Raw genomic sequence first — 22,115 nt, forward strand, 5'->3', positions numbered from 1 at the left:
AAATACTCGGTCTTTCTTCCGCCGTACGCAGTACCGCAAAGCGCAATGACGGAGTTGCTGGACCACGCCCCTGCTTCAATGCGGCCAGCGCGTGCGAACATTTTTTTGAATGGTTGGAATTGCATGTATTCGCGAATTCGGTAACCATTCATTAAATGATTCGTTCCAGTTTGGAACGACGACGTCATTCAGCGTCGCCAGCTCCTCCCTCTGCGGCCTGAAAAGTCGGGCGATCTTTTGCACCAAGAGATCGCCCGCTTTGTGTCAGGCCTCCCCGCACACATCGCCAGCCGCGCAAAGCCATGCGCTATCGGACGGCAAGCCGCAAAGTCGTGGCGGTTCAGGGTGCGGGCTGCTCCAGGAAAGCCCCGATACGCTCGATCGCCCGCTCGATGTTCTCAGCCGAATTGGCGAACGACAGGCGAATGTAGCCCTCGCCGAGAATGCCGAAATCCGGACCGCCGATCAGCGCCACGCCCGCATCGTCCAGCAGCGCGGAAGCCAGCGGCTTGGCTTTCCAGCCGGTCGCCGAAACGTTCGGAAAGGCGTAGAAGGCGCCCTTCGGCGTGGCGCAGCTCACATTCGGCAGCGCGTTCATGCGCTCCACGACGATTTTGCGCCGCGCGTCGAAGGCAGCCATCATCGTGTCCACCGCGTCCTGCGGCCCGTCGATCGCCGCGATGCCGGCAAACTGCGACGGCGCGTTGACGCACGACCAGCAATTGACCGCCAGCTTGCGCACCTTGTCGATCAGCCCGTCGGGCCAGATCGACCAGCCCATGCGCCAACCGGTCATCGCCCAGGTCTTCGACCAGCCGTTCAACACGATCAGCCGGTCGCGCAACTCGGGATAGGTCAGAAGCGAGGTGTGGCGCTCGCCGTCATAGGTCATCACGTCGTAGATCTCGTCGGACATGACCGCCACGTCGGGGAAGTCGGCCAACCCCTTGACCAGCGCGTCGATCTCCGATTTCGGCGTCACCCCGCCGGTCGGGTTGGCCGGCGAATTGAGGATGATCAGCCGCGTCTTGTCCGTGATCAGAGACAGCGTTTCGGCCGCCGAGAAGGCGAAGCCGTTCTCCTCGCGGATCGGCACCGGCACCGGCGTCGCGCCGGTGAACTCGATCATCGAGCGATAGATCGGAAAGCCCGGATCGGGATAGAGGATCTCCGCGCCTGGCTCGCCGAACAGCGTGATCGCCGCATACATGGTCGGCTTGCCGCCGGGCATGATCATCACGCTTTCCGGCGAAACCTCGACGCCGGTCGTGGTCAGCGTACGCCGCACGACGGCTTCGCGCGCCGGAAGGATGCCGTTTGCCGGCGTATAGCCGTGATGGCCGTCGCGCAGCGCCTTGATCGCGGCCTCGACGATATGCTCCGGCGTTTTGAAGTCCGGCTGGCCGATGCCCAGATTGATGATGTCGCGCCCCTCGGCGGCCAGCTTGGTGGCGCGCGCCAGCACGGCGAAGGCGTTTTCCTCGCCCATACGATCATATGCGGCAACGGTGTGCAGCATGCCTTCCCTCCGAAAAAATCAAAAAAATCGAGATGTTGTCTGGCATTCACCCGCGCTTTTTGCAATCCAGCAAGCACTGGACATTTGCCAACGATTGGGGACCGATGCGCGATCTGTCGAAATGGGAGGGTTGCGCCCTCCCCAACGCCTCGGTCCTGGACGGCCGTTTCGTCCGGCTGGAGAGGCTGACGGCCGCCGATCACGGCGACGGCCTCTATGACTGCTCCACCATGCCGGACGCCGCCGAGCGCTTTCGCTGGCTGCCGGAATTCCCGCCGCGCAACCGCGCCGAGTTCCAGACCTGGCTGGACAAGGCGGAAGCCAGCCGCGATCCGCTCTATTACGCGATCATCGACAAGGCGTCGGGCAAGGTGGCGGGCCGCCAGACCCTGCTTCGCATCGACGCGGCCAACGGCGTCGTCGAGATCGGCCACGTCCTCTGGTCCTCGCTCATGGCCCGCAAGCCGGCGGCGACCGAGGCCTTCTACCTCCTCGCCCGCCACGTCTTCGACGATCTCGGCTATCGCCGCTTCGAATGGAAGTGCAACGACCACAACGAGCCCTCGAAACGCGCCGCCATCCGCTTCGGCATGGTGGCGGAAGGCGTGTTTCGCCAGGCCGCCGTCGTCAAGGGCGCCAATCGCGACACGGCATGGTTCTCCATGATCGACGGCGAATGGCCGATGACCCGCGCATCCTTCGAGACATGGCTGGCGCCGAAGAACTTCGACGAGACGGGCCATCAGCGGACCCCGTTGTCGACGCTCAACGCCCGGCAGCTGATCGCCAACGGCCTGAAGCTGCACCGCGTCGGCCTGGAAGCCCAGTCCACCGTCGAGACGCTCCAGGCCCTCTCCTACGCCCGGACGCGCAACCTGATCGGCGCCGAGCCGATCCCGCTGGAATGGGACTATCGCGAGATCCTGGCGGAATGCGAGGTCTGGGTCTTCGACCGCGAGAACAAGCCGGCCGGCGCGCTCATCCTGCGCCGCCGCGAGGACGACCTCTATGTGGAGTCCATCGCCACCATGCCGGCCGTCGCCGGCTACGGCTATGGCCGCGCGATGATGGCCGCCGCCTTCAACCGCGCCGAAACGCTCCGCCTGCCGAAGGTCCGGCTGATGACCAACACGCTCAATCCGGCGCTGGACTGGTACCGTCGCCTCGGCTTCGTGGTAGAAGGCGAGGAAACGCTCGGGGACCGCAAGGCCTTGCACATGGTCGCTGCCGTGGCGTAAGCGCTGGAGGAGCGTGAACCGAAGAGCGCAAAGCGAGGGAAGAGAGTGCCTGGACATCTGCAAGGTAAGATCGCCGTCGTCACCGCGGCCGGCCAGGGCATCGGCCGGGCCATCGCCGAAGCCTTCGCCGCCGAGGGCGCGACCGTGCATGCCTCCGACCGCGACATCGACAAGCTCGACGGGCTCGACGCCGTCAAGGCGCGCCTCGACGTCACCGACACGGACGCCGTCAACGCCTATGCGTCGGCCGTCGGCGGCATCGACATCCTCGCCAACGTCGCCGGCTTCGTGCATCACGGCACCGTCCTCGATTGCGAGGAGGCCGACTGGGATTTCTCCTTCGACCTCAACGTGAAATCCATGCACCGCATGATCCGCGCCTTCCTGCCGGAGATGATCACCCGGGCGCAGGCCAACGGCTCGTCGGCTTCGATCATCAACATGTCGTCGGGCGCCTCGTCGCTGAAGGGCGCGCCGAACCGTTATGTCTACGGCGCCACCAAGGCGGCCGTGATCGGACTGACCAAGTCGGTGGCGCAGGACTTCATCCGCCAGTCGGTCCGCTGCAACGCCATCTGCCCCGGTACCGTCGAATCACCCTCGTGGCATCAGCGGGTGGAAGAACTCGGCAAGACCGCCGGCGGCGTCGATGAAGCGATGCGCATGTTCGTCGAGCGCCAGCCCATGGGCCGGGTCGGCAGGCCGGAGGAAGTGGCCGCGCTCGCCGTCTACCTGGCCAGCGACGCCGCCGCGTTCACCACCGGAACGGCGATCCCCATCGACGGAGGATGGACCCTGTGATGTCTGACAAGAACAGCCAATACGACGCCAGGACACTGGCCGCAGCCGCCGCGATCTTCATCGGTTTCGCGCTGATCATCTTCTTCCTGCCGAACATCATGCTGGCCGTCGGCGAGCAGAACCGCGTCCTGGCCGGCGCCGTCGTCATCGGCGTCCTCGTCCTGCCCTTCGTCGGCCTGTGGCTGCGCGGCCGCATGCGCCGCAAGGGCGATTGATTTGCGTATCCTGATCACCGGGGCGGCCGGCATGATCGGCCGCAAACTCACCGAACGCCTCGTTTCGGATCGCGCACTCGCGGGCCAGCCGATCGCCAGCTTGCACCTGCAGGACGTCGTCGCCTTCGATCCGCCCGCAGCCGAATTCACCGTGACCACCGAGACGAGCGACGTCGCCGACCCCGGCGTCGCCGACGCGCTCGGCGCGCGCGAGGCCGATGTGATCTTCCATCTCGCCGGCGTCGTCTCGGGCGAGGCCGAAGCCGACTTCGCCAAGGGCTACCGCGCCAATCTGGACGGCACCCGCGCCCTGTTCGACGCCATTCGCCGCCACGAGGCCACGAAACCCCGGCTGGTCTACGCCTCCTCCATCGCGGTTTACGGCGCGCCTTTCCCGACCGTCATCGACGACGACTTCCAGCCGGTCCCGCTGACTTCCTACGGCAGCCAGAAGCTGATCGGCGAATTGCTCCTGACCGACTACACGCGCCGCGGCTTCTTCGACGGCGTCGGCCTGCGCCTGCCGACAATCTGCGTGCGCCCCGGCAAGCCGAACCGCGCCGCCTCCGGCTTCTTTTCCTCCATCATTCGCGAACCGCTCGCCGGTAAGGAAGCCGTCCTGCCGGTGTCGCGCGACGTGGTGCACACCCATGCGAGCCCGCGCTCGGCCGTCGGCTTCCTGCTGCATGCGGCGGCCCTGCCGTCCGATGCGATCGGTGCCCGGCGCAACCTGACGCTGCCGGGCGTCGCGGTCTCCGTCGACGAGCAGATAGAAGCCCTGCGCCGCGCAGCCGGCAATGCCGCCGTCGCACTGATCCGTGAAGAGCCCGATCCGGCGGTGGCCGCGATCGTCGATTTCTGGCCGCAGCGCTTCGAGGCCAAACGCGCCCGCGCCCTGGGATTCGTCGCCGAGACCAGTTTCGACGACATCATCCGCGCCCATGTCGAAGACGAGTTGGACGGCTAGAACCGGCCCTGTGCCGCCGCAGCCGCTGCGAGCGGCACCGACGGTGAAAAGGGATCACACGAAGCGCCGATCAATTGCTCCGGGCTGAGGATACGAGAATGGACCGCAGCCAAGCCGATCGCCCGCCCCCGGAAGCCGGGCCGCCGCATCCGTTTCACACGCGGACCTATCTGCGGGGCCTCGACAATATCGGCGAAACCGTTGCGGACGGACGGGGAAGGTTTCATCTTCTGCGCCGACCGATCCCGGGCAGCGAACTCTTCGACGGCGCAGGGCCCTGGCCCTATTACCGAGTCTCCGGGGATGAAGACCTTCACACCCTGCGTGAGGGTTTCGCCGATCTCGTCACCATCACCGTGGTCACCCAACCGGGCTATGTGCCGCCGGCCGATCAGGTCGACAGCATCTTCCTGAAGGATCACTTCGCCTACGATCCGCGCCTCCCGCGCACGGTACTCAGCGCCCGCACGGCAAAGCGGCTGCAGGCCGGCCTGGCGATCAGCCGCTTCGAGGTCGCGGACGACCGGCCGGCGACGACACGCATGGCGGCCGAGATGACGCCCCTCTACCGGCGCCAAGCGGCGCGGCGCGGCTTCTCGGAATTCTTCCGCAGCTTCTCCGACACGCATTTCACCTCGATCGCGGACCTGGATGCAGGCCGCTATTTCAAGGTGACGATCGATGGCGAGACCGGCGCGATGGCCTGCGGCATCCTGCATCAAGGCGTACTCCAGATCCTGCACATCGCGATTTCCGACATCGGCCTGCAACACAACGCGTCCTACGTTCTCATGAGCGGCCTGCTCGAACAGGCCGACGAAGCACAGGCCAAGCTTCTCACAGGGGGCATGCCGGACAGCGCCCGCGACACGCTCGAGACCTTCAAGCGGCGCTGGGCGAACAGCTACGAGCCGGTCTACCTGCTGCGGATCGTCAACGACCGCCGCAAATATGAGGAACTGAGCGCGAACCGGAACCCGAAGGGTTTCTTTCCCGCCTACAGGCAGGCGATTGCCAGCGACGGACGGAGCGAACGGACATGAGACCGGGTTTCATCATCCATGCGCCGCCCTACACCAACCGCAGTTCCGGGGTCCGGGCGCTCTACCGACTCTGCCACCATTTGAACATGTCCGGCCACGACGCCGCGATGTTCGTGCCCGGCCTCTCCAGCGCCAGACCTCTCACGCCCTTCCGCCGCCTGCGCCGGCACATGCGGTCTGGCTTCCGCGCCCAGCCGCCTTATGTCGTGGAGGATGGCTGGCTCGCACCGCTTCACAAGGGCGGCACGGTTGGCGACAACATCGTCATCTACCCCGAAGTCGCGCATGGAAACCCGCTCTCGGCGCGCAAGGTCGTTCGCTGGCTTCTGCACGAACCCGGGTTCCTCGGCGGCGATGACACCTATCCCGACAACGAACTGGTCTTCGTCTTCGACCGGCAGAAGCTCGACCGGGCAAGCCGGGCGACCAGGCAGACGCTGGGCGAGAACCGCGTCCTGTGGACCGGCCTTGTCGATCCGAAACACATCCACCCGAACGGAGCGCAGGAACGGGATCTCGTCCTGACCTTCGAGCACAAGGGCAAGGCGCTCGCCGAACGGTTCCCGCTGGACGAGACCGTCGGCGCCGTCAGGCTGGAGGACTTGACCCCGGACTATGCGGCGCTCGGAGACATCTTGCGCCGCACCCGAACCCTCCATTCCTACGACCACTACAGCAACGTGCTGCGTGAGGCGGTGATTTGCGGGTGCGAGGTCTTGGCGATCGACGAGGCCGGTCGCTGGCACGACCCGCGCCACTGCGACTGCCGCCAGAACATCGACTGGACAAAGGCGACGCCGCGGACCTACGCGCAGGAATTCGAAGACAGCACCTTCGTCGAGGGCTTCGTCGCCGAACTCGAACGCGAAGGATATCTTTGAGGGCGTTGCGCCTCAGGCCGCCAGCGCGCCGCCGAGCAGGATCAGCCCGAGCACCATCACCAGCGCCGCGCCGCCGATCTCGATGCCGCGATGCACCCGCGACGACATGGCGCCGGAACCGGAAATGCGCAGCGCCGCGTTCTTCGCCGTCACCGCCAACGTCGCCAGCGCCGACACCGTGATCGCGGTTCCCACCGCCATGGCGAAGACCGACAGGATGCCGCCGAGATAAAGGCCGTTCAGGAGGGCGAAGGTCAGCACGATCAGCGCGCCGGAACACGGCCGCAGCCCGACCGCCAGCACGGCCGCGCCGGCGGAGCGCCAATTCATCGGCCCGGCCAGCATCTTCGGATCGGGCGCATGGGCGTGCCCGCACGTGTCACACACCGCACCGTCACCGGTGTGATCGTGGTCGTGATGATGATTATGGGCATGATGGTGATGATGATCGTGCCCGTGGCCGCCGGCATGATCGTGATGATGGTCGTGGTGGTGCTCGGCCACCGCCGCCGACGACAGCGAGGCCGGGGCGCGGCGCGGGCGCAGTTTCGTCACCAGCAGCCAGAAGCCGAACAGCGCGATCAGCGCATAGCTCGCCGCCTCCATGAACCAGGTCGCATCCGTCATCGACACCGCCGTGCCGCGCAGCACCAGGAAGGCCGCGCCGACCAGAACCACCGCGGAAACGGCCTGCGCCATGGCCGACACGAAGGAGAGAATGACGCCGCGACGCAGAAGCGTCTCGTTGGCCAGCATGTAGGAGGAAATCACCGCCTTGCCGTGGCCGGGCCCGGCAGCGTGGAAGATGCCATAGGCGAAACTCAGCCCGACGAGCAGCCATGCCGCGTTGCCGTCCTCGCGCATCGCCTTCAAGGCGCCCGTCATCTCGCGATAGAAGGAGCGCTGCATCTCGTTGATCCACAGGAAGAACCCGGCAAACACGCCGCCGCTCGGCTGCATCGAGACTTCGTTGGATCCGATACCGAGGGACGATTGCGCCGACGCCAGTTCCGCGCCGGCAACGGCCAGGACCAGTGCCGCCCCCACGATCAGCAGCGCCTTGCGCGACCGTGTCATTTGCACGTCACCTCCATGCGCGTCGCCAATAGGCTCGACAGGTCGTTGCCGGTCGGCTCGTTGAAGAAGGCCTCGGTCAGCGACGCCTGGTTCTGCGCGATCGCCTCGTCGGGATCGGGCACGACCATCTTGAAGCTGCAATTGGCGGGCGCCCCGCGCAGCTCCATGTTGCTTTCGTCGTAGAAATCGATCGCCGTGTAGAAGGTGGGATCGTAGACGCCGAAGCTCGGCGACGCGGCGATGTCGATCGTCTCGTCCGGCTCGGCGGTGAAGAACATGATCAGCTGGCCGTCCTCGAACAGCGCCTTCATGTCCGTGACCGGTTTGACGCCGACGCTCTTGCCGCCCACCAGGATCGTCTGGAAATAGTCGAATTCGGCAAGCGAACCCGTGACGACGGAGGCCACCTCCGCAAGTTCGGGCTCTTCGAGCTGGTTGTCCAGGTCGGCGTCGAACTCCAGGAGAACGGTAGAGGAGAACAATTCGTCGAAGCGCCAGACATGACGCAGCGCGCTCACATGTCCGTCGGGCGCGACCTCCACTTCAAGCCGGGCCTCGGCGAAGACATGCGGGTGGGCCGAAGCCGGCCCGGAGAGACCGAGAAATCCCGCGGCGCAGGCGAGCGCGGAGGCTGATATCCGTTTCATGGCAACCGGCAACGTGAAGAGAACTCCTGTCAGGCGAACCGCACAAACCCGGCGGCATTATGACCACCGCTGCTCATAACCCCGAAACCACTCGGCAAGGAAGTCGACCAATGCGCGCACTTTGGCGGGCAGGTAGCGCCGATGCGGATAGACGACGTAGATGCCCGCCGCCGCGGTGGTGGAACCGGGCAGCAATTCACGCAGCGCGCCGCTCGCCAGATCGTCGCGGACGATGAAATCCGGGCACATAGCAAAGCCCAGATTGGCGAGCGCCGCCGCCCGTGTCGAAAGCGGGCTGTTGACCTCCACCGGGCCGGACACCGTGACCGCCTGCGACGAGCCGTCGGCGGAATGCAGCACCCAGGTGTTGCGCCGCCGGGCATTGGTGTCGATCACGCAGGGCCGGTCGGCCAGATCCTCGGGCTCTTGCGGCGCCCCGTATTTCTCGATCGTCTCCGGCGTCGCCACCAGCAGCGTGCGAAACGGCGCGAGCCGGCGCGCGATCAGCCCGGAATCCTCGAGCGTCGTCACCCGGATGGCGAGGTCGAACCCCTCCTCCACGAGATCGACGAAGCGGTCGTCGAGATGGATGTCGAGGCCGACCTCGGGATTGGCGGCGCAGAAATCGATCAGCGCCTGGTCCAGCCCGGCATCGGCAAACGACCGCGGCGCGGAAACCTTGATTCGCCCGCGCACCCCCTCGCGGCTGTCGCGCACCATGTCCTGCAGCGTGTCGATCTCGCGCACGATCTCCACCGAGCGCTTGTAATAGGTGTGGCCGAGTTCGGTCAGCGAGAACTGCCGGGTCGTGCGGTTCAGGAGAAGCGCCCCCAATTCGTCCTCCAATTCGCGCACATATTTCGACAACAGCGCCTTCGAGCGGCCAATCTTGCGTGCGGCGGCGGAGAAACCTTCATTCTCCACCACGGCGATGAAAGCGCGCATGCGGGTCAGCGTGTCCATGCCGGCGCACTCCTTTCCGGTGTCAATCCAGCCGTCTACATGCATCGAACGGCATGCCGGCTTCGTTCACAATCTGCACCACACAAATCTTTGCGCAAGCCCTCGATTTGCCATTGATTCCCGTCGGTTCTGGTCCTATATCCGCGTTGCCCTAAGTCGCACGTGCCTGTGGGTGTCCGCCGACCTCTCGAATTTGGTGAGAGGCCCGGCAAGGTACCCGGAGCTAACCCCTCCGGTCGCTTCCCGGCCAACCGGACAAGCGAGGACATCTTGAAGCAACGACGGTCGGGTCTATCACTCGTCTGGCGGTCCACACGCCGGAATAGCGAGAGACACAACCATCCTTGCCAAACGTGCGGTCGGTACTTCCACCAATCATTGGCAAATCAAGGCCGATCTTTTTCGGTCTGAGATTTTTCGCCTGGTTTCGGACCCGGGGAAGACGCGCGTCGTCTTTCGCGGAGTGCGAGGCCTGAACGTCGACGCAGCACGCGCTGCCCGAACCTTTTTGATTGGGACCGCCATGACGACCGCTCGCATCCACGATTTCCTCGCCACCCGCCGCCCGGCCTCCCCCTGCCTCGTGGTCGATCTCGACGTGGTCCAGGACAATTACTGCGCCTTCCGCAAGGCGCTGCCGGACAGCCGCATCTACTACGCCGTCAAGGCGAACCCGGCCCCGGAAATCCTGCGCCTGCTCGCATCCCTCGGCTCCTCCTTCGACACCGCTTCGGTGCCGGAGATCGAGATGGCGCTCGACGCCGGCGCAACCCCGGACCGCATCTCCTTCGGCAACACCATCAAAAAGGAACGCGACGTCGCGCGCGCCCATGAGCTCGGCATCAACCTCTTCGCCGTCGATTCCGTCGAGGAAGTCGAGAAGATCGCCCGCTCCGCACCCGGCGCCCGCGTCTTCTGCCGCGTCCTCACCGATGGCGAAGGCGCCGAGTGGCCGCTGTCGCGCAAATTCGGCTGCGCGCCGAAAATGGCGATCGACGTGCTCGCCCAGGCAGCCCGCATGGGCCTCGTCGCCTATGGCGTCTCCTTCCATGTCGGTTCGCAGATGACCCACCTCGCCGCCTGGGACAAGGCGCTCGCCGACGCGCGCTTCGTCTTCGAAGGCATGCTGGAAAAGGGCATCACCCTGAAGATGGTCAACATGGGCGGCGGTTTCCCGACCCGTTACCTCAAGGACGTCCCCACGGCGGAAGCCTATGGCCGCGCCATCTTCGACGCGCTGCGCAAGCATTTCGGCAACCGCATCCCCGAGACGATCATCGAACCGGGCCGCGGCATGGTCGGCAATGCCGGCGTCATCAAGTCGGAAGTCGTGCTCGTCTCGAAGAAATCCGAGGAAGACGACGTGCGCTGGGTGTTCCTCGACATCGGCAAGTTCGGCGGCCTGGCCGAAACCATGGACGAGGCGATCCGCTACGAGATCCTCACCCCGCGTGACGGCGATGCGGCCGAACCCTGCGTGCTCGCCGGACCGACCTGCGACAGCGCCGACGTGCTCTACGAGAAGAACCCCTATCCGCTGCCGCTGTCCCTGACCGTCGGCGACGAGATCTTGATCGCGGGCACAGGGGCCTACACGACGACCTATTCGGCCGTCGCCTTCAACGGCTTCGAGCCGCTCCGCTCCTACGTCATCTGACGCGGCGCCGGCAGGACACACGACAATGGAAACGCTTGTTCATGACGGCGACGCCGTCACGATCGCGCTCGAGCAGGCTTCGGACGTCATCGCACGCGATGGCGTCCTGGCCCGCGCGATGCAGCCGAACTGGAAGAAGAAGACCTCCCAGAAGCTGCGCGCCGGCCGCCGCCCGGCCGAGGGCCTCGCCTTCGTCGCGCGCGACAATGCCGGCGCGATCGTCGGCACCGTGCGCCTTTGGCACATCCAGGCCGGCATCGACGGCTTCGGCCGGCCGGTCTCCGCGCTGATGCTCGGCCCGCTCGCCGTCGATCCGGACGCGAAGAGCCGCGGCACCGGCACGGTGCTGATGCGCCATGCCCTGTCGGAGGCCGCCCGCCTCGGCCACGGCGCGGTGCTGCTGGTCGGCGACGCGCCCTATTACGCCCGCTTCGGCTTCTCGACCGCCAATACCGGCGCGCTCGCCCTGCCCGGTCCGGTGGAGCGTGACCGCTTCCTGGCGATCGAACTGGTCGAAGGCTGGCTCGACGGTGCCGCCGGCATGGTCGTCGCCACCGGCACGAAGACCCACAAGGCCCGTGCGGCCAAGACCCGCCTCGCCGCCTGAACGGGCAGAGGGGCTGCAAGCGGCGCGGTCGAGCCTTGAGGAGGGCTCCCGCGCCGCACTGGCTTGATCCCGGTTCCCGCTGCTGGCAGCATGCCGCGACGGGAACCGGGCCATGACCATTTCGATATCGCTGGCGGAGACTGAAGACGAAGTGGAAGCGGTTCGTGACCTGTGCCGCGACTTCGTTTCCTGGCAGCTCGAAGCGTTCCCGGAAAAGCGCGAGACGATCCTCGCCTATTTCGACCCTGTCAGCTTCGAAGAGGCCTTGGCCGAGTTGCCGGCCATCCATGCCCGCCCGGGCGGGGCCATCCTCCTTGCGACGGAGGACGCGCAGCCGCTCGGCTGCATCTCCTACAAGCCGTTGGAGAGTGGAGCGGCAGAGGTGAAACGGCTCTTCGTCTCGCCGTCGGCGCGCGGCAAGGGCGTCGGCGGCGCCCTGGTCGAGGCGATGATCGGCGAGGCCCGCGCCGACGGCTATCGCGAACTGCGCCTCGACACTGCCGATTTCCTCACCGACGCCTGCCGCCTCTACCACCGCCACGGCTTCGAGGATGTTACGCCCCCGGCCACGCCCGGCGCCGCGTCATCTCATGCCGTCTTCATGCGGCGAGCGCTTTAGCCGCCCGTCCATTCTGGTGATGAAGCGTTCACATCGCCTGGCGATGCCGCTTCCGTTCAGGCGACTGCGCCCATCGGCTCGATGGCGTCGAGATTCATCTGCCCGGCCGCGATCGCAAGGTCATGATTGGCCTGCAGGTTCAGCCAGAACTGTGGCGTCGTGCCGAAATAGCGCCCCAGGCGCAGCGCGGTGTCCGGCGTCACGCCGCTCTGCTCATTGGCAAGCCGTTCGATGCGCGTGCGCGGCACATCCAGCGCCCTGGCAAGCCTGCCCGCGCTCAGCTTCAGCGGAACGAGATATTCCTCGCGAAGCACTTCGCCTGGGTGGACGGCCGGCACCGGCCGATAATCGGACATGGTTCGCCTCCTTGTTCCTCTCAATGATAATCCACGATCTCGACCCGGTCCGGCCCGGCAGGCGTCCAGATGAAACAGATACGCCATTGGCTGTTGATCCGGATCGAATGCTGGCCCGCGCGATCGCCTTTCAGCTCTTCCAGCCGGTTGCCCGGCGGCGAACGAAGATCGTCCAGTTGCACCGCAGCCTCCAGCATCGCGAGCTTGCGCAACGCCACTCGGAATATCTCGGCCGGAAACCCTTTGGGACATCGGCCGCCCGCAACCGTCTCGGTTCGCCTGTCGCTGTAACCGACGATCAAGCCAGAACGCCTCCCGCGATGTCACCGGCTTCGACCGGCACCCGAGTTCACAGGACTTGTATCATGGAGCGATACAGGCATCAACAAGATTGTATCACTGAGTGATACATACCTGAACAAGAAACCGGCCTACCCCCGGATGTCGATCACGCCGCAATCGCCGGCCTCCGAGCCGAAGACGACGCGGTAGCCGTCCTTGTCCCAGGCCATGGACGAGATCGGCCCCTTGCCGCCACGGCGCAGGAGCACTTCCTTCTCGTCGGCGAAGCGCACCGCCAGCACCATGCCGTCGGCATAGCCGACCGCGACGATGTCTTCCTGCGGATGGCAGGCGACGGCTGTCGCCATGGAATCGCCGCGCACGCCCAATTCCAGCGGCGCCTTGCCCATCGGGCCGTCCTTGCCGGTAAACGGCCAGACGATCGCGCCCTGAGCGCCGGACGTCGCCAGCCACTTGCCCTTCATCGACCACGACCAGTCCTTCACCTTGGCCGGATAGCCCGACATGCGCATGTGCTTCATGTCGTCGAGCCGCCAGCCATGCAGCGCGTTTTCCTGCATGGTCGTGACGAAATACTTGCCGTCCGGAGAGAAGGTCGCGGCCATGTGCGCGCCCTTCCAATCCAGGTCGATCGGCTTTCCCGCCGTCATCACCCAGTGCAGCGTGCCGCCATTGTAACGCGCCGTCGCGAGCCGCAAGCCCTTCGGCGCGAAAGCAAGCCCCTCGATGGAGCGTTCCTCTGCGAACTCCTTCACCGTGCCGTCGGCAAGCCGCGCCCAGGCCTGCTTGCCCGCCGCCCAGGCGATCGCGCCCTGCGGCCCCGCGGCGACCGTCGTCACCCATTTGCGCCCAGCCGAGCCGACCTCTTCGGTCGCACCGGCCGCGTCCATGCGCTTGACCAGCCCGTCCTCGCCGCCGGTGATCAGCGTCTTGCCGTCGAGCGACACCGTCGCGCAGGTCAGCCCGTCATGCATGGCCGTCGGCCGGTCGCCGCCGTCGAGCCGGTGCACGACGCCGTCGGCCAGCGCGAAGACCGGCGTGTCCTCGAGAAATCCGGCGAACAGGCAGTAGCCGTCGAGATCAAGCGGAGCGACAGTGGGCATGGCAGCGATTTTCCGGTTTCAGTCCTTGCGAGGCACGATCTCGTAGCACTCGTTCTTCAGAACCACCACCTGCGAGATCGGGATCGGCGTCAGCTCGTTGTGGCCGTAGACGAACCACGTGTCCCAATTGGCGCGCAGCCAGTCGAGCGACAGCGACCGCGTCCCGCCCGGGCAACTCGCCTCCGGAAAGATCGACAGCGTCCGCCCGGCCTTGCCGCCCGTGACGGTCATGACGCCGAGGCCGCAGCCGACATCGATCGGATCGTAGACCATCAGGTCCACCGGCGCCGAACCCGGACCGGTCGCATAGTTGAACGGCAGCCGGATCACGTCGCCGCACCACAGCGCGTCGTTGCGCATCGACATAAGCGGGACGGGTTCCATGCGGTCAGGCCGCGCAGGCCGCGAAGGTCCGCTCCAGCTTCTCGCGGTCGAGCTCGCGGCCGATGAAGACGATGCGGCTCTCGCGCTTCTCGCCGTCCTTCCAGTCGCGCTCGTGATCGCCCTCGATGATCATGTGCACGCCCTGCACCACGTAACGCTGCGGATCGTCCGGAAACGCGATGATCCCCTTCAGGCGCAGGATGTTCGGCCCGTCGAGCTGGGAGATCTTCTGGATCCACGGCATGAATTTGCGCGGGTCCACCTCCCCGCCACGCAGCGAGACCGACTGGATCGTCGTGCCGTGGATGCCGCCATGGTCGTGATGATGGTCTCCGTCGCCATGATGGTGGTGGTGATGTCCGTGCCCGTGATCATGTCCGTGATCGTGGTGATGGTCGTGATCGTGATCGCAATCCGGTCCGCAGGCGTGGTCCGGGTGATCATGGTCGAGGAAATGCGGATCGCTCGCCAGCGCCCGCTGCAGGTCGAAGGCGCCGCGGTCGAGGATGTCCTTCAGCGCCACGTTGGAACGCTCGGTGCGGTGAATGCGCGCATGCGGATTGATCGCCCGGATCGTGTGTTCCAGCCCGTGCAGATCCTCTTCCGAGACGAGGTCGGTCTTGTTCAGGAGCACGACGTCGGCGAAGGCGATCTGGTCCTCGGCCTCGCGGCTGTCCTTCAGCCGCAGCGGCAGGTGCTTGGCATCGACCAGCGCGACCACGGCGTCGAGCCGGGTCTTCTCGCGCACGTCGTCATCCATGAAGAAGGTCTGCGCCACCGGCGCCGGATCGGCAAGCCCGGTCGTCTCCACCACGATGGCGTCGAAACGGCCCGGCCGGCGCATCAACCCCTCGACCACACGCACAAGGTCGCCGCGCACCGTGCAGCACACGCAGCCATTGTTCATCTCGTAGATTTCCTCGTCGGATTCCACGATCAGGTCGTTGTCGATGCCGATCTCGCCGAATTCGTTGACGATCACGGCATAGCGCTTGCCGTGGTCTTCGGTGAGGATACGGTTCAAGAGGGTGGTCTTGCCGGAGCCGAGATAGCCGGTCAGCACGGTGACGGGGATGGATTGTTCGCTCATTGTGGCCTCGAAATGGGCTTGTCTGTCTCCACCGCATATAGGCAATCGCCGCCCGCCCCGCCACAGGCGTTTGACGCAGAAGCGGCGGCCCTGCGCTGAAATACCGGTTGATCGTCCGATGGATCGGTGCGAAATCGGACGCCACAAAAAACCGGCCGCGATCGTCGGCCGGAAAATCTCACGGGAGAAGCACGATGCCGCTTTATCATGTCCGCCTTGAAATGGCCCGCGAACCGGGTTTCCCGGAGGGCAATCCGCGCCGTGGCTACGAACTCGTCCTGCCGCTCGGCGACGACATGAAGATCGACGCGGCGGAGTGGAAGAAGCATCCCGAGGCTTGCACGGTGGAACGCTTCTGGGACGGCGAGACGGCCGCACTCGGCTATCTGGAGCGCCACAAGAAGGGCATCTGGGTCTTCGACTACGATTTCGACGACGACGAAGACGAGGAAACCGGCTTCCGTCTCGGCGAGCACGCCTTCAACCGCGGCGAATACGTGTCCGTCTCCGGCCACGACGGCAAGATGCACACCTTCACCGTCGTCAAGGCGACGCCGGCCGGCTGAGGCTGCTCGCAAAAATGCCTGACGCGGGTCCGCGTCAGGCGATCACCTCGCCGATCAGGAACTTCGGCGCAGTCGTCGTGAAATTGGCGAGGTCTTCGCCGAGCGGGCCGCTCTTCGCCAGGGCCGCCTTCATCGCCGCGTCGTCCGCGAAGATGAACGTCGCCACCGCGAAGAAATCCGGCGGCGCGTCCGGGCCGCCGCCCGCCAGCCCCTTCGTCACCACCATCGACTGGAGATGCGGGCCCATGGTCTCGTCGACCAGCTTCATGTGCTTGTCGGCATAATAGTCATAGTCGAACGTGGTGCCTTCCACGATCGGATAGATCACCTGTACCGATACTGCCATTCGTTCCTCCCGAAAAAAATCAGGGCGCGCGGCCCTGACACCGGCAGGATAACCGCGGAACGGCGCCGGTCAATATTGGCGCGTGATTTTCTCACCATGTGGGAATTGCTGCGCGCGACTCGGGTTCAGCCGCCAAATCCCGGATGTTTCTCCACATCCTTCAAGAGCTGCAGCAAGCCGCTCACGGCGTGATCGAGGATCCGCTCGCCGATCTCGGCGGACGCGCCAGCGGCATTGCCGACCGCGCCGATCTCGGACAGGTCCTCCATCGTCCAGCCGAAGGCGTGCGGGCCGTAGGCGCGCAGATGCGCGTAATCGCGGATGAAGTCGTCCTGGCGCGACGGGAAGTCGCCGGCCTTGTCCATCTCCACCAGGTCCGGGTGGATGGCCAGCATCACCGAGGTCTCGATCAGCCCGCCATGGATGTCGAGATGCTTTGCCTCCGGGCTCATCACGCCGTCCGGCAAGCCGAAGCGGCTCCAGCTCGTCGCCACCGCCAGCATGTCGAAGCGCGTGCGCAACTCGGTCGCCACGATCGTCATCAAGGGCGAATTGCCGCCATGGGCGTTCAGCATGACGAATTTCCGTATGCCGGAGCGGCGTGCCTGTTCGCCGATCCCGATCCAGTGGCGGACGGCCTCGTTCCAGGTCAGCGTCTCGGTGCCTTCCACATGCATGTGTTCGGGCGAATAGCCGACCTCCTCCACCGGCAGGAACACGACCGGCGCGGAATCCGGCAGCCGGGCGATCAGCCTCTCGACCACCGCCTCGGCGATCAGGCTGTCGGTCTCGAACGGCAGATGCGGCCCGTGCTGTTCGGTCGCGCCCAGCGGCAGCACCGCGATCCACTTTGCCGCGTCGGCGGGCGCGCGCTCCGGCAGCGTCGCCACGCGGCGGCGGATGCGTTTCGGCCTGGCCTGCCCGTTGTCCTTGCCGTCCATCACGCCTCGGCGAACAGTTTCGCCACCGCGCCGTGCTCGTGACGCAGCCTGTCGATGTCGATGTCCACCGGCATGCCGTCCTCGACGGTCCACCGGCCCCTGATCATCACCCGGTCGGCGCGGTGGGCGCCGCACAGCACCAGCGCCGCCAGCGGATCATGCGCGCCGGAAAAGCGCAGTTCGTCGAGCGTGAACAGCGCGAAATCCGCCTGTTTGCCGACCGCGATCTCGCCGATGTCGTCGCGGCCGAGACAGGCCGCCGAGCCCGATGTCGCCCAGCGGAACACGTCGAAATGCGTCACGGTCGCATCGTAGCGGATGCGGTTCAGCATCAGCGCGTGGCGCGCGCCTTCCATCAGGTTGGAGCTGTCGTTGGACGCCGACCCGTCCACGCCCAGCCCCACCTTGACGCCCGCCGCCTCCAGGTCGCGTGTCCGGCAGAGGCCCGAGGCGAGAACCTGGTTGGAGGTCGGGCAATGGCTGACGCCGACGCCGGCCGCACCGAGCCGGGCGATCTCGCCGTCGTCGAAATGGATGCCATGCGCCAGCCAGGTCCTGTCGCCCAGCCAGCCGCAATCCTCCAGGTAATCGACCGGCCGGCAGCCGAACTTCTCGCGGCAGAAGGCGTCCTCGTCATGCGTCTCGGCCAGATGCGTGTGCAGCGCGCAGCCGCATTTCGACGCCAGCGTCGCGGTGTCGCGCATCAATTCGCGCGTCACCGAGAAGGGCGAGCACGGCGCCAGCGCGACCTGCAGCATCGCGCCTTCCGAAGGGTCGTGATACTTCGCGATCACCCGCTCGCAGTCGGCGAGGATCGTGTCGTGGTCCTGCACGACGGAATCCGGCGGCAGCCCGCCATCCTTCTTCGACAGGTTCATCGAGCCGCGATTGAGCACCATGCGCATGCCGAGCGCCGTCGCCTCTTCCGCCTGGATGTCGAGCGCGTCCTCCAGCCCGGCGGGAAAGACGTAGTGATGGTCCGACGAACAGGTGACGCCAGACATCATCAGTTCGACCAGCGCCAGCCGCGTCGCCAGCCGCAGGCCGTCGGGTCCGAGCCGCGCCCAGATCGGGTAGAGCGCCGTCAGCCAGTCGAACAGTTCCCGGTTGATCGCCGCCGGATGGGCGCGCGTCAGCGTCTGGTAGAAATGGTGATGCGTGTTGATGAGGCCGGGCAGGACCACGTGCCGCGACGCGTCGAAAACCGTGCACTGCGCCTGCGGCGTTCCGCCGGCCGGCACGAGTTCCGTGATGCGGCCGTCCGCGATCACCACGCCCCCCGACGCACCGTCGGCGAGAATGGCGAGAGGGTTTTTCAGCCAGAGCGGTTTCACGGCCTCGGTCATCGGGTCGATCCTGTTAATCGAACCATCCTTAAAGCCTTTGCATTCCGATGCAAACGACCCTTGCGCGACCGGTCATCGCAGGCCGATTCTTGACCTCATTTCTTTCGTCGGCTTATTACTCTCCCATGAATCGCTATTACATCGAGAAGGAGGCTGAAGAGGTCACCAAGCTTCTGGCCAGCCTCCAGAACGCCGCCCGCATCGGCCGCACACACATGGCGAAGCTCCTCCAGGCGACAGGGCTCTATGCCGGCCAGGAAAGCGTCATGGAATTGCTGTCCGCGCAGGACGGCCAGACGCTCGGTCAGCTCGCCACCGCGCTCGGCGTCAAGCCGCCCACCGTCACCAAGACCGTGACCCGCCTGGCCGAGCAGGGCTTCCTGGAGCGCCGCCCGTCGGAAACGGACGCCCGCCAGATCCATGTCTGGCTCACCGAAGATGGCCGCGCCGTGCTCGAACAAATGCAGAAGGCCGTGCGCGACGCCGAGATGCGCGCCCTCGACGGCGTCAAGAAGAAGGAACGCAAGCAGCTTGCCAAGATCCTCGCCAAGATCGAGGCCAATCTCGGCGAACCCGAGGTGAAGAAGCCGAAAAAGAAGCCCGCCGCCGGCAAGAAGAAGAAGACGACCGAGACCAAGGCGTGAGCGACGGTTATGCGCTTGCCGAGGGCCCGCCCTCGGCGGAGGACTTCGTCCGCCTTCGCGCGGTCGCGGGCCTCAGCCCCTTCAGCCTGGAAGCCGCCCGCATCGCCCTGCCGAACACGATCTTCGCCGTGCGCATCCTTCACGACGGAACCTGCATCGGCATGGGCCGCATCGTCGGCGACGGCGGCTGTTTCTTCCAGATCACCGACATCGCTGTCGATCCCGGCCACCGCAAGCGCGGCCTGGGCAAGCGCATCGTCGCCGCGCTGACCGACCATCTGCGCCGCAACGCACCGTCCGGCGCCTATGTCAGCCTGATCGCCGACGGCGAGGCGCGCAACCTATACGCGCAATTCGGGTTTCGGCCCACCGCCCCGCCTCCATTGGCATGAGCCTGACCATCGATTAAGCCCTCCCGGCGCATGCGCGTCGTCGCCCGCCGGCCTTTGCCCTTGCGTCGCACGGATTTTAAAGTAGTTTAAATTCTTTAAAAAACAAAAAGAAGAGGGGGACATCGGTGGCGCAGAAGATCAAGCTATCCACCATCGGCGAGGCGCTGGGCGTTTCGACGGCGACCGTGTCGCTGGCGTTGCGCGACAGTCCGCTGGTGGCGGAAGCGACGAAGGAGCGGATCAAGGCCCATGCGCGCCAGATCGGCTACATCTACAATCGCCGCGCCGCCAGTCTTCGCACCTCCAAGTCGGGCATCATCGGCGTCGTCGTCCACGACATCATGAACCCGTTCTACGGCGAGATCCTCAAGGCGATCGAGACCGAGCTCGACCGCTCCCGCCACACTTTCCTGCTCTCCAACCACTACGACAATGTCGACAAGCAGCGCGATTTCCTCGACACGCTGATGCAGCTCGGCGCCGACGGCGTCATCATGTCGCCCGCGATCGGCACGCCGATGGAGGATGTCGACCTCGTCTCGCGCAACGACCTGCCGGTCGTCCTGATCGCCCGCTCGATCCCGGAGGCGAGCCTGCCGGTGTTTCGCGGCGACGACGCCTTCGGCATCGGCCTTGCGACCCGCCATCTCATCTCGCTCGGCCACAAGCGCATCGCCATGATCGGCGGCACCGACGAGACGTCCACCGGCCGTGACCGCTATCGCGGCTATCTGCTCGCCATGCAGAAGGCGGAACTGCCGGCCAAGCCCGAATGGCGCATCCCCGGGCCGCGCACCAAGCAGGCCGGCTTCGAGGCGTCGGGCGAATTCCTCGCCCTGCCCGACAAGCCCACCGCCGCGGTCTGCTGGAACGACCTCGTCGCCATCGGCCTGATGAACGGCATCCGCCGCGCCGGCCTGATCCCCGGCATCGACATTTCGGTGACCGGCTATGACGACCTCGAGGAGGCCGCGATCGCGACGCCTGCCCTGACCACCGTCTGGAACGGCCAGCCGGAAGTCGGCCGCCGCGCCGCCCGCGCGCTGCTCGACCGCATCGACGGCGTGCGCGACAATTCCGGCACGCTCGAACTCATCCGCCCCGAACTGCACATCCGCCAATCGACCTCGCCGGTGAAGGAACGCGCCTGAGATGCCGCAAGATCTGAAATCCGTCAGCGTGCTCATGCCCGCCAATTTCTACCCGCGCGCCTATGAGCGCATCGTCGACACGTTCGACGCCGTCCTCATGGACACGCCCGACCCGGCGTTGATTCCGGCCGACAAGCGCGAGCGCATCACCGGCATGGCGGCGCTGCTGGGCCCTCAGCACGTGCCGATCATCGACGCCCTGCCCGCGCTGCAGATCATCTCCAATTTCGGCGTCGGCTATCATCCGGTGCCCTCGCTGCACGCCATCGAGAAGGGGATCTGCGTCACCCACACGCCGGACGTGCTCAACGAGGAAGTCGCCGACACGGCGCTCGCCGTTCTGCTCAACACGCTGCGCCGCTTCGACCGCGCCGGCGCCTGGGTGCGCGACGGCCGCTGGGCGAAGGACGGCAACTTCCCGGTCCCGCTCCTGTCGCTGCGCGGCCGCACCGTCGGCATCTTCGGCCTCGGTCGCATCGGCAAGGCCGTGGCGCGCCGCATCGAGGGCTTCGGCCTTCCGGTCCACTACCACAACCGCAAGCCGGCGCAGGATGTCGCCTATCCCTGGCACGCCTCGCTGAAGGAACTGGCAACCGCCGTCGACACGTTGATCTGCGTCGTGCCCGGCACCGAGGAGACCCGCCACGCCGTCAATGCCGAGGTGCTGGAAGCGCTCGGGCCGAACGGCGTCCTGGTCAATATCGGCCGCGGCACGGTGGTCGACGAACAGGCGCTGATCGCCGCCCTCCAATCCGGCACGATCGCGGCCGCCGGCCTCGACGTGTTCGAGAACGAGCCGAACGTCCCCGCCGAACTGATCGCCATGGAGAACACCTTCCTCACCCCGCATATCGGCTCCGCCAGCGTCCCCACCCGCGCCGCCATGGGAGACCTCGTCGCCGACAATCTGGTCGCGTGGTTCGAAAAGGGCGAAGCCGTCACGCCGGTGCCGGAGGCGCGCCACCTGACAAAGCACGGCGCAAACTGAAGCGGGCGGATGACCCGGACATGCCGGGAGAGATCGCGCACGTTCCGCCGCGAGTTGCCGCGCGTGTGAAAGGGGAGAGGTGGCGTACCGTTTACGTTCGCAGTGGCTGCCAGCGAACGGCAGTTATTTCGGTCTTTTTTCAATAGCTGACGCAAAGACGGACGCTGTTTGCATGATGAGTGGTGGCGATCCGATTGACTACGCTTTCCAGCTACAAAAGCAGTCGTCTTCAATAGACAGAAGCGACCACCCAGTAAGTTGCGACGAATGT

At 65.8% G+C, this 22,115-nt stretch carries 26 protein-coding genes; 14 read left to right on the forward strand and 12 right to left on the reverse strand.

All coding sequences use genetic code 11. From position 1 onward, the window contains the following. Window positions 1–340: 340 nt before the first annotated feature. Window positions 341–1,519, reverse strand: a complete 1,179-nt coding sequence (locus MRY80_RS06865) for a pyridoxal phosphate-dependent aminotransferase (protein WP_293289332.1) — start codon at window positions 1,517–1,519, stop codon at window positions 341–343. Between the two features lie 104 nt (window positions 1,520–1,623). On the opposite strand from MRY80_RS06865, the gene MRY80_RS27290 reads away from it, so the two are divergent. The 6 genes from MRY80_RS27290 (at window position 1,624) to MRY80_RS06900 (ending at window position 6,664) form a co-directional block, all read left to right on the forward strand. After that, window positions 1,624–2,757: a GNAT family N-acetyltransferase gene (locus MRY80_RS27290; protein WP_346433385.1), complete on the forward strand. Its 1,134-nt coding sequence runs from the start codon at window positions 1,624–1,626 to the stop codon at window positions 2,755–2,757. 45 nt (window positions 2,758–2,802) lie between these two features. After that, entirely contained in the window at window positions 2,803–3,558 is a 756-nt protein-coding gene (locus MRY80_RS06880; protein WP_293289334.1) for an SDR family oxidoreductase, read from the forward strand. Continuing rightward, a complete protein-coding gene (locus MRY80_RS06885; RefSeq protein WP_293289336.1) occupies window positions 3,558–3,773 on the forward strand; it encodes a hypothetical protein in 216 nt (71 codons plus the stop codon). Before MRY80_RS06880 ends, MRY80_RS06885 begins: the two co-directional genes overlap by 1 nt. Before the next feature lies 1 nt (window position 3,774). Further along, entirely contained in the window at window positions 3,775–4,740 is a 966-nt protein-coding gene (gene denD, locus MRY80_RS06890; protein WP_293289338.1) for a D-erythronate dehydrogenase, read from the forward strand. Between the two features lie 98 nt (window positions 4,741–4,838). Further along, the gene (locus tag MRY80_RS06895) at window positions 4,839–5,783 is read left to right on the forward strand and encodes a GNAT family N-acetyltransferase (protein WP_293289340.1); all 945 of its coding nucleotides are present in this window, start codon (window positions 4,839–4,841) and stop codon (window positions 5,781–5,783) included. After that, window positions 5,780–6,664, forward strand: a complete 885-nt coding sequence (locus tag MRY80_RS06900; protein ID WP_293289341.1) for a hypothetical protein — start codon at window positions 5,780–5,782, stop codon at window positions 6,662–6,664. The genes MRY80_RS06895 and MRY80_RS06900 overlap by 4 nt, the downstream gene beginning before the upstream one ends. Window positions 6,665–6,676: 12 nt before the next feature. Here MRY80_RS06900 and MRY80_RS06905 read toward each other — a convergent pair whose 3' ends face one another. Genes MRY80_RS06905 through MRY80_RS06915 form a run of 3 tightly spaced genes read right to left on the reverse strand, consistent with a single transcriptional unit; the run spans window position 6,677 to window position 9,351 of the window. Continuing rightward, window positions 6,677–7,741: a nickel/cobalt transporter gene (locus MRY80_RS06905; RefSeq protein ID WP_293289343.1), complete on the reverse strand. Its 1,065-nt coding sequence runs from the start codon at window positions 7,739–7,741 to the stop codon at window positions 6,677–6,679. Beyond that, on the reverse strand, window positions 7,738–8,388 hold the full coding sequence (locus tag MRY80_RS06910) for a DUF1007 family protein (protein ID WP_293289345.1): 651 nt from the start codon (window positions 8,386–8,388) through the stop codon (window positions 7,738–7,740). The genes MRY80_RS06905 and MRY80_RS06910 overlap by 4 nt, the downstream gene beginning before the upstream one ends. Before the next feature lie 57 nt (window positions 8,389–8,445). Further along, window positions 8,446–9,351, reverse strand: a complete 906-nt coding sequence (locus MRY80_RS06915; RefSeq protein WP_293289347.1) for a LysR family transcriptional regulator — start codon at window positions 9,349–9,351, stop codon at window positions 8,446–8,448. A gap of 523 nt (window positions 9,352–9,874) precedes the next feature. On the opposite strand from MRY80_RS06915, the gene odc2 reads away from it, so the two are divergent. The 3 genes from odc2 to MRY80_RS06930 all read left to right on the forward strand — a co-directional run bounded on the left by odc2 (window position 9,875) and on the right by MRY80_RS06930 (window position 12,234). Next, complete coding sequence (gene odc2, locus MRY80_RS06920; RefSeq protein WP_293289349.1) at window positions 9,875–11,008, forward strand: ornithine/lysine decarboxylase; 1,134 nt, start codon at window positions 9,875–9,877, stop codon at window positions 11,006–11,008. Window positions 11,009–11,033: 25 nt separating this feature from the next. After that, window positions 11,034–11,615 (forward strand): N-acetyltransferase, encoded by a 582-nt coding sequence (locus tag MRY80_RS06925; RefSeq protein ID WP_293289351.1) that lies wholly within the window; start codon window positions 11,034–11,036, stop codon window positions 11,613–11,615. A gap of 112 nt (window positions 11,616–11,727) precedes the next feature. Further along, window positions 11,728–12,234, forward strand: a complete 507-nt coding sequence (locus MRY80_RS06930) for a GNAT family N-acetyltransferase (RefSeq protein WP_293289353.1) — start codon at window positions 11,728–11,730, stop codon at window positions 12,232–12,234. A 56-nt stretch (window positions 12,235–12,290) separates the two neighbouring features. Here MRY80_RS06930 and MRY80_RS06935 read toward each other — a convergent pair whose 3' ends face one another. The 5 genes from MRY80_RS06935 to MRY80_RS06955 form a co-directional block, all read right to left on the reverse strand. Continuing rightward, complete coding sequence (locus tag MRY80_RS06935; protein WP_293289354.1) at window positions 12,291–12,590, reverse strand: HigA family addiction module antitoxin; 300 nt, start codon at window positions 12,588–12,590, stop codon at window positions 12,291–12,293. Window positions 12,591–12,610: 20 nt separating this feature from the next. After that, the gene (locus MRY80_RS06940) at window positions 12,611–12,892 is read right to left on the reverse strand and encodes a type II toxin-antitoxin system RelE/ParE family toxin (RefSeq protein ID WP_293289356.1); all 282 of its coding nucleotides are present in this window, start codon (window positions 12,890–12,892) and stop codon (window positions 12,611–12,613) included. A gap of 129 nt (window positions 12,893–13,021) precedes the next feature. Continuing rightward, complete coding sequence (locus MRY80_RS06945) at window positions 13,022–13,996, reverse strand: WD40 repeat domain-containing protein (protein WP_293289358.1); 975 nt, start codon at window positions 13,994–13,996, stop codon at window positions 13,022–13,024. Window positions 13,997–14,014: 18 nt separating this feature from the next. Beyond that, window positions 14,015–14,380 carry an Imm45 family immunity protein gene (gene imm45 / locus MRY80_RS06950; RefSeq protein WP_293289360.1) on the reverse strand — a complete coding sequence of 122 codons (366 nt, stop codon included), beginning with the start codon at window positions 14,378–14,380 and terminating at the stop codon, window positions 14,015–14,017. Window positions 14,381–14,384: 4 nt separating this feature from the next. Then, window positions 14,385–15,470 carry a GTP-binding protein gene (locus MRY80_RS06955; RefSeq protein WP_293289362.1) on the reverse strand — a complete coding sequence of 362 codons (1,086 nt, stop codon included), beginning with the start codon at window positions 15,468–15,470 and terminating at the stop codon, window positions 14,385–14,387. A 194-nt stretch (window positions 15,471–15,664) separates the two neighbouring features. On the opposite strand from MRY80_RS06955, the gene MRY80_RS06960 reads away from it, so the two are divergent. Beyond that, window positions 15,665–16,036: a hypothetical protein gene (locus MRY80_RS06960; RefSeq protein ID WP_293289364.1), complete on the forward strand. Its 372-nt coding sequence runs from the start codon at window positions 15,665–15,667 to the stop codon at window positions 16,034–16,036. Between the two features lie 34 nt (window positions 16,037–16,070). Here the strand turns inward: MRY80_RS06960 and MRY80_RS06965 are convergent, their stop codons facing one another. The 3 genes from MRY80_RS06965 to MRY80_RS06975 form a co-directional block, all read right to left on the reverse strand. Beyond that, complete coding sequence (locus tag MRY80_RS06965; RefSeq protein ID WP_293289366.1) at window positions 16,071–16,382, reverse strand: EthD family reductase; 312 nt, start codon at window positions 16,380–16,382, stop codon at window positions 16,071–16,073. 125 nt (window positions 16,383–16,507) lie between these two features. Further along, on the reverse strand, window positions 16,508–17,323 hold the full coding sequence (locus MRY80_RS06970; protein ID WP_293289368.1) for a creatininase family protein: 816 nt from the start codon (window positions 17,321–17,323) through the stop codon (window positions 16,508–16,510). Beyond that, window positions 17,323–18,669 (reverse strand): 8-oxoguanine deaminase, encoded by a 1,347-nt coding sequence (locus MRY80_RS06975; RefSeq protein ID WP_293289370.1) that lies wholly within the window; start codon window positions 18,667–18,669, stop codon window positions 17,323–17,325. Before MRY80_RS06975 ends, MRY80_RS06970 begins: the two co-directional genes overlap by 1 nt. Before the next feature lie 125 nt (window positions 18,670–18,794). Between MRY80_RS06975 and MRY80_RS06980 the strand changes: the two genes are divergently transcribed. The 4 genes from MRY80_RS06980 to MRY80_RS06995 all read left to right on the forward strand — a co-directional run bounded on the left by MRY80_RS06980 (window position 18,795) and on the right by MRY80_RS06995 (window position 21,844). Continuing rightward, complete coding sequence (locus MRY80_RS06980) at window positions 18,795–19,313, forward strand: MarR family transcriptional regulator (RefSeq protein ID WP_293289372.1); 519 nt, start codon at window positions 18,795–18,797, stop codon at window positions 19,311–19,313. Next, window positions 19,310–19,705 carry a GNAT family N-acetyltransferase gene (locus MRY80_RS06985; protein WP_293289374.1) on the forward strand — a complete coding sequence of 132 codons (396 nt, stop codon included), beginning with the start codon at window positions 19,310–19,312 and terminating at the stop codon, window positions 19,703–19,705. The genes MRY80_RS06980 and MRY80_RS06985 overlap by 4 nt, the downstream gene beginning before the upstream one ends. Window positions 19,706–19,830: 125 nt before the next feature. Further along, window positions 19,831–20,856, forward strand: a complete 1,026-nt coding sequence (locus MRY80_RS06990) for a LacI family DNA-binding transcriptional regulator (protein WP_293289376.1) — start codon at window positions 19,831–19,833, stop codon at window positions 20,854–20,856. Between the two features lies 1 nt (window position 20,857). Then, a complete protein-coding gene (locus tag MRY80_RS06995; protein ID WP_293289378.1) occupies window positions 20,858–21,844 on the forward strand; it encodes a 2-hydroxyacid dehydrogenase in 987 nt (328 codons plus the stop codon). Window positions 21,845–22,115 lie beyond the last annotated feature (271 nt).

It is taken from the genome of Oricola sp. (genome assembly GCF_022763245.1).
In the GTDB taxonomy this organism is placed as follows: domain Bacteria; phylum Pseudomonadota; class Alphaproteobacteria; order Rhizobiales; family Rhizobiaceae; genus Oricola.

Bases quoted from the DNA above. Each gene is read 5' to 3' on its own strand.
- MRY80_RS06885 (WP_293289336.1), top strand. From the start codon at position 3,558: ATGTCTGACAAGAACAGCCAATACGACGCCAGGACACTGGCCGCAGCC.
- MRY80_RS06915 (WP_293289347.1), bottom strand. From the start codon at position 9,351: ATGGACACGCTGACCCGCATGCGCGCTTTCATCGCCGTGGTGGAGAAT.
- MRY80_RS06970 (WP_293289368.1), bottom strand. From the start codon at position 17,323: ATGGACGGCAAGGACAACGGGCAGGCCAGGCCGAAACGCATCCGCCGC.
- MRY80_RS06865 (WP_293289332.1), bottom strand. From the start codon at position 1,519: ATGCTGCACACCGTTGCCGCATATGATCGTATGGGCGAGGAAAACGCC.
- MRY80_RS06925 (WP_293289351.1), top strand. From the start codon at position 11,034: ATGGAAACGCTTGTTCATGACGGCGACGCCGTCACGATCGCGCTCGAG.
- MRY80_RS06955 (WP_293289362.1), bottom strand. From the start codon at position 15,470: ATGAGCGAACAATCCATCCCCGTCACCGTGCTGACCGGCTATCTCGGC.
- MRY80_RS06980 (WP_293289372.1), top strand. From the start codon at position 18,795: ATGAATCGCTATTACATCGAGAAGGAGGCTGAAGAGGTCACCAAGCTT.
- MRY80_RS06910 (WP_293289345.1), bottom strand. From the start codon at position 8,388: ATGAAACGGATATCAGCCTCCGCGCTCGCCTGCGCCGCGGGATTTCTC.
- MRY80_RS06965 (WP_293289366.1), bottom strand. From the start codon at position 16,382: ATGGCAGTATCGGTACAGGTGATCTATCCGATCGTGGAAGGCACCACG.
- MRY80_RS06975 (WP_293289370.1), bottom strand. From the start codon at position 18,669: ATGACCGAGGCCGTGAAACCGCTCTGGCTGAAAAACCCTCTCGCCATT.
- MRY80_RS06900 (WP_293289341.1), top strand. From the start codon at position 5,780: ATGAGACCGGGTTTCATCATCCATGCGCCGCCCTACACCAACCGCAGT.
- MRY80_RS06960 (WP_293289364.1), top strand. From the start codon at position 15,665: ATGCCGCTTTATCATGTCCGCCTTGAAATGGCCCGCGAACCGGGTTTC.
- MRY80_RS06995 (WP_293289378.1), top strand. From the start codon at position 20,858: ATGCCGCAAGATCTGAAATCCGTCAGCGTGCTCATGCCCGCCAATTTC.
- MRY80_RS06930 (WP_293289353.1), top strand. From the start codon at position 11,728: ATGACCATTTCGATATCGCTGGCGGAGACTGAAGACGAAGTGGAAGCG.
- MRY80_RS27290 (WP_346433385.1), top strand. From the start codon at position 1,624: ATGCGCGATCTGTCGAAATGGGAGGGTTGCGCCCTCCCCAACGCCTCG.
- MRY80_RS06905 (WP_293289343.1), bottom strand. From the start codon at position 7,741: ATGACACGGTCGCGCAAGGCGCTGCTGATCGTGGGGGCGGCACTGGTC.
- imm45 (WP_293289360.1), bottom strand. From the start codon at position 14,380: ATGGAACCCGTCCCGCTTATGTCGATGCGCAACGACGCGCTGTGGTGC.
- MRY80_RS06945 (WP_293289358.1), bottom strand. From the start codon at position 13,996: ATGCCCACTGTCGCTCCGCTTGATCTCGACGGCTACTGCCTGTTCGCC.
- MRY80_RS06935 (WP_293289354.1), bottom strand. From the start codon at position 12,590: ATGTCCGATTATCGGCCGGTGCCGGCCGTCCACCCAGGCGAAGTGCTT.
- odc2 (WP_293289349.1), top strand. From the start codon at position 9,875: ATGACGACCGCTCGCATCCACGATTTCCTCGCCACCCGCCGCCCGGCC.
- MRY80_RS06895 (WP_293289340.1), top strand. From the start codon at position 4,839: ATGGACCGCAGCCAAGCCGATCGCCCGCCCCCGGAAGCCGGGCCGCCG.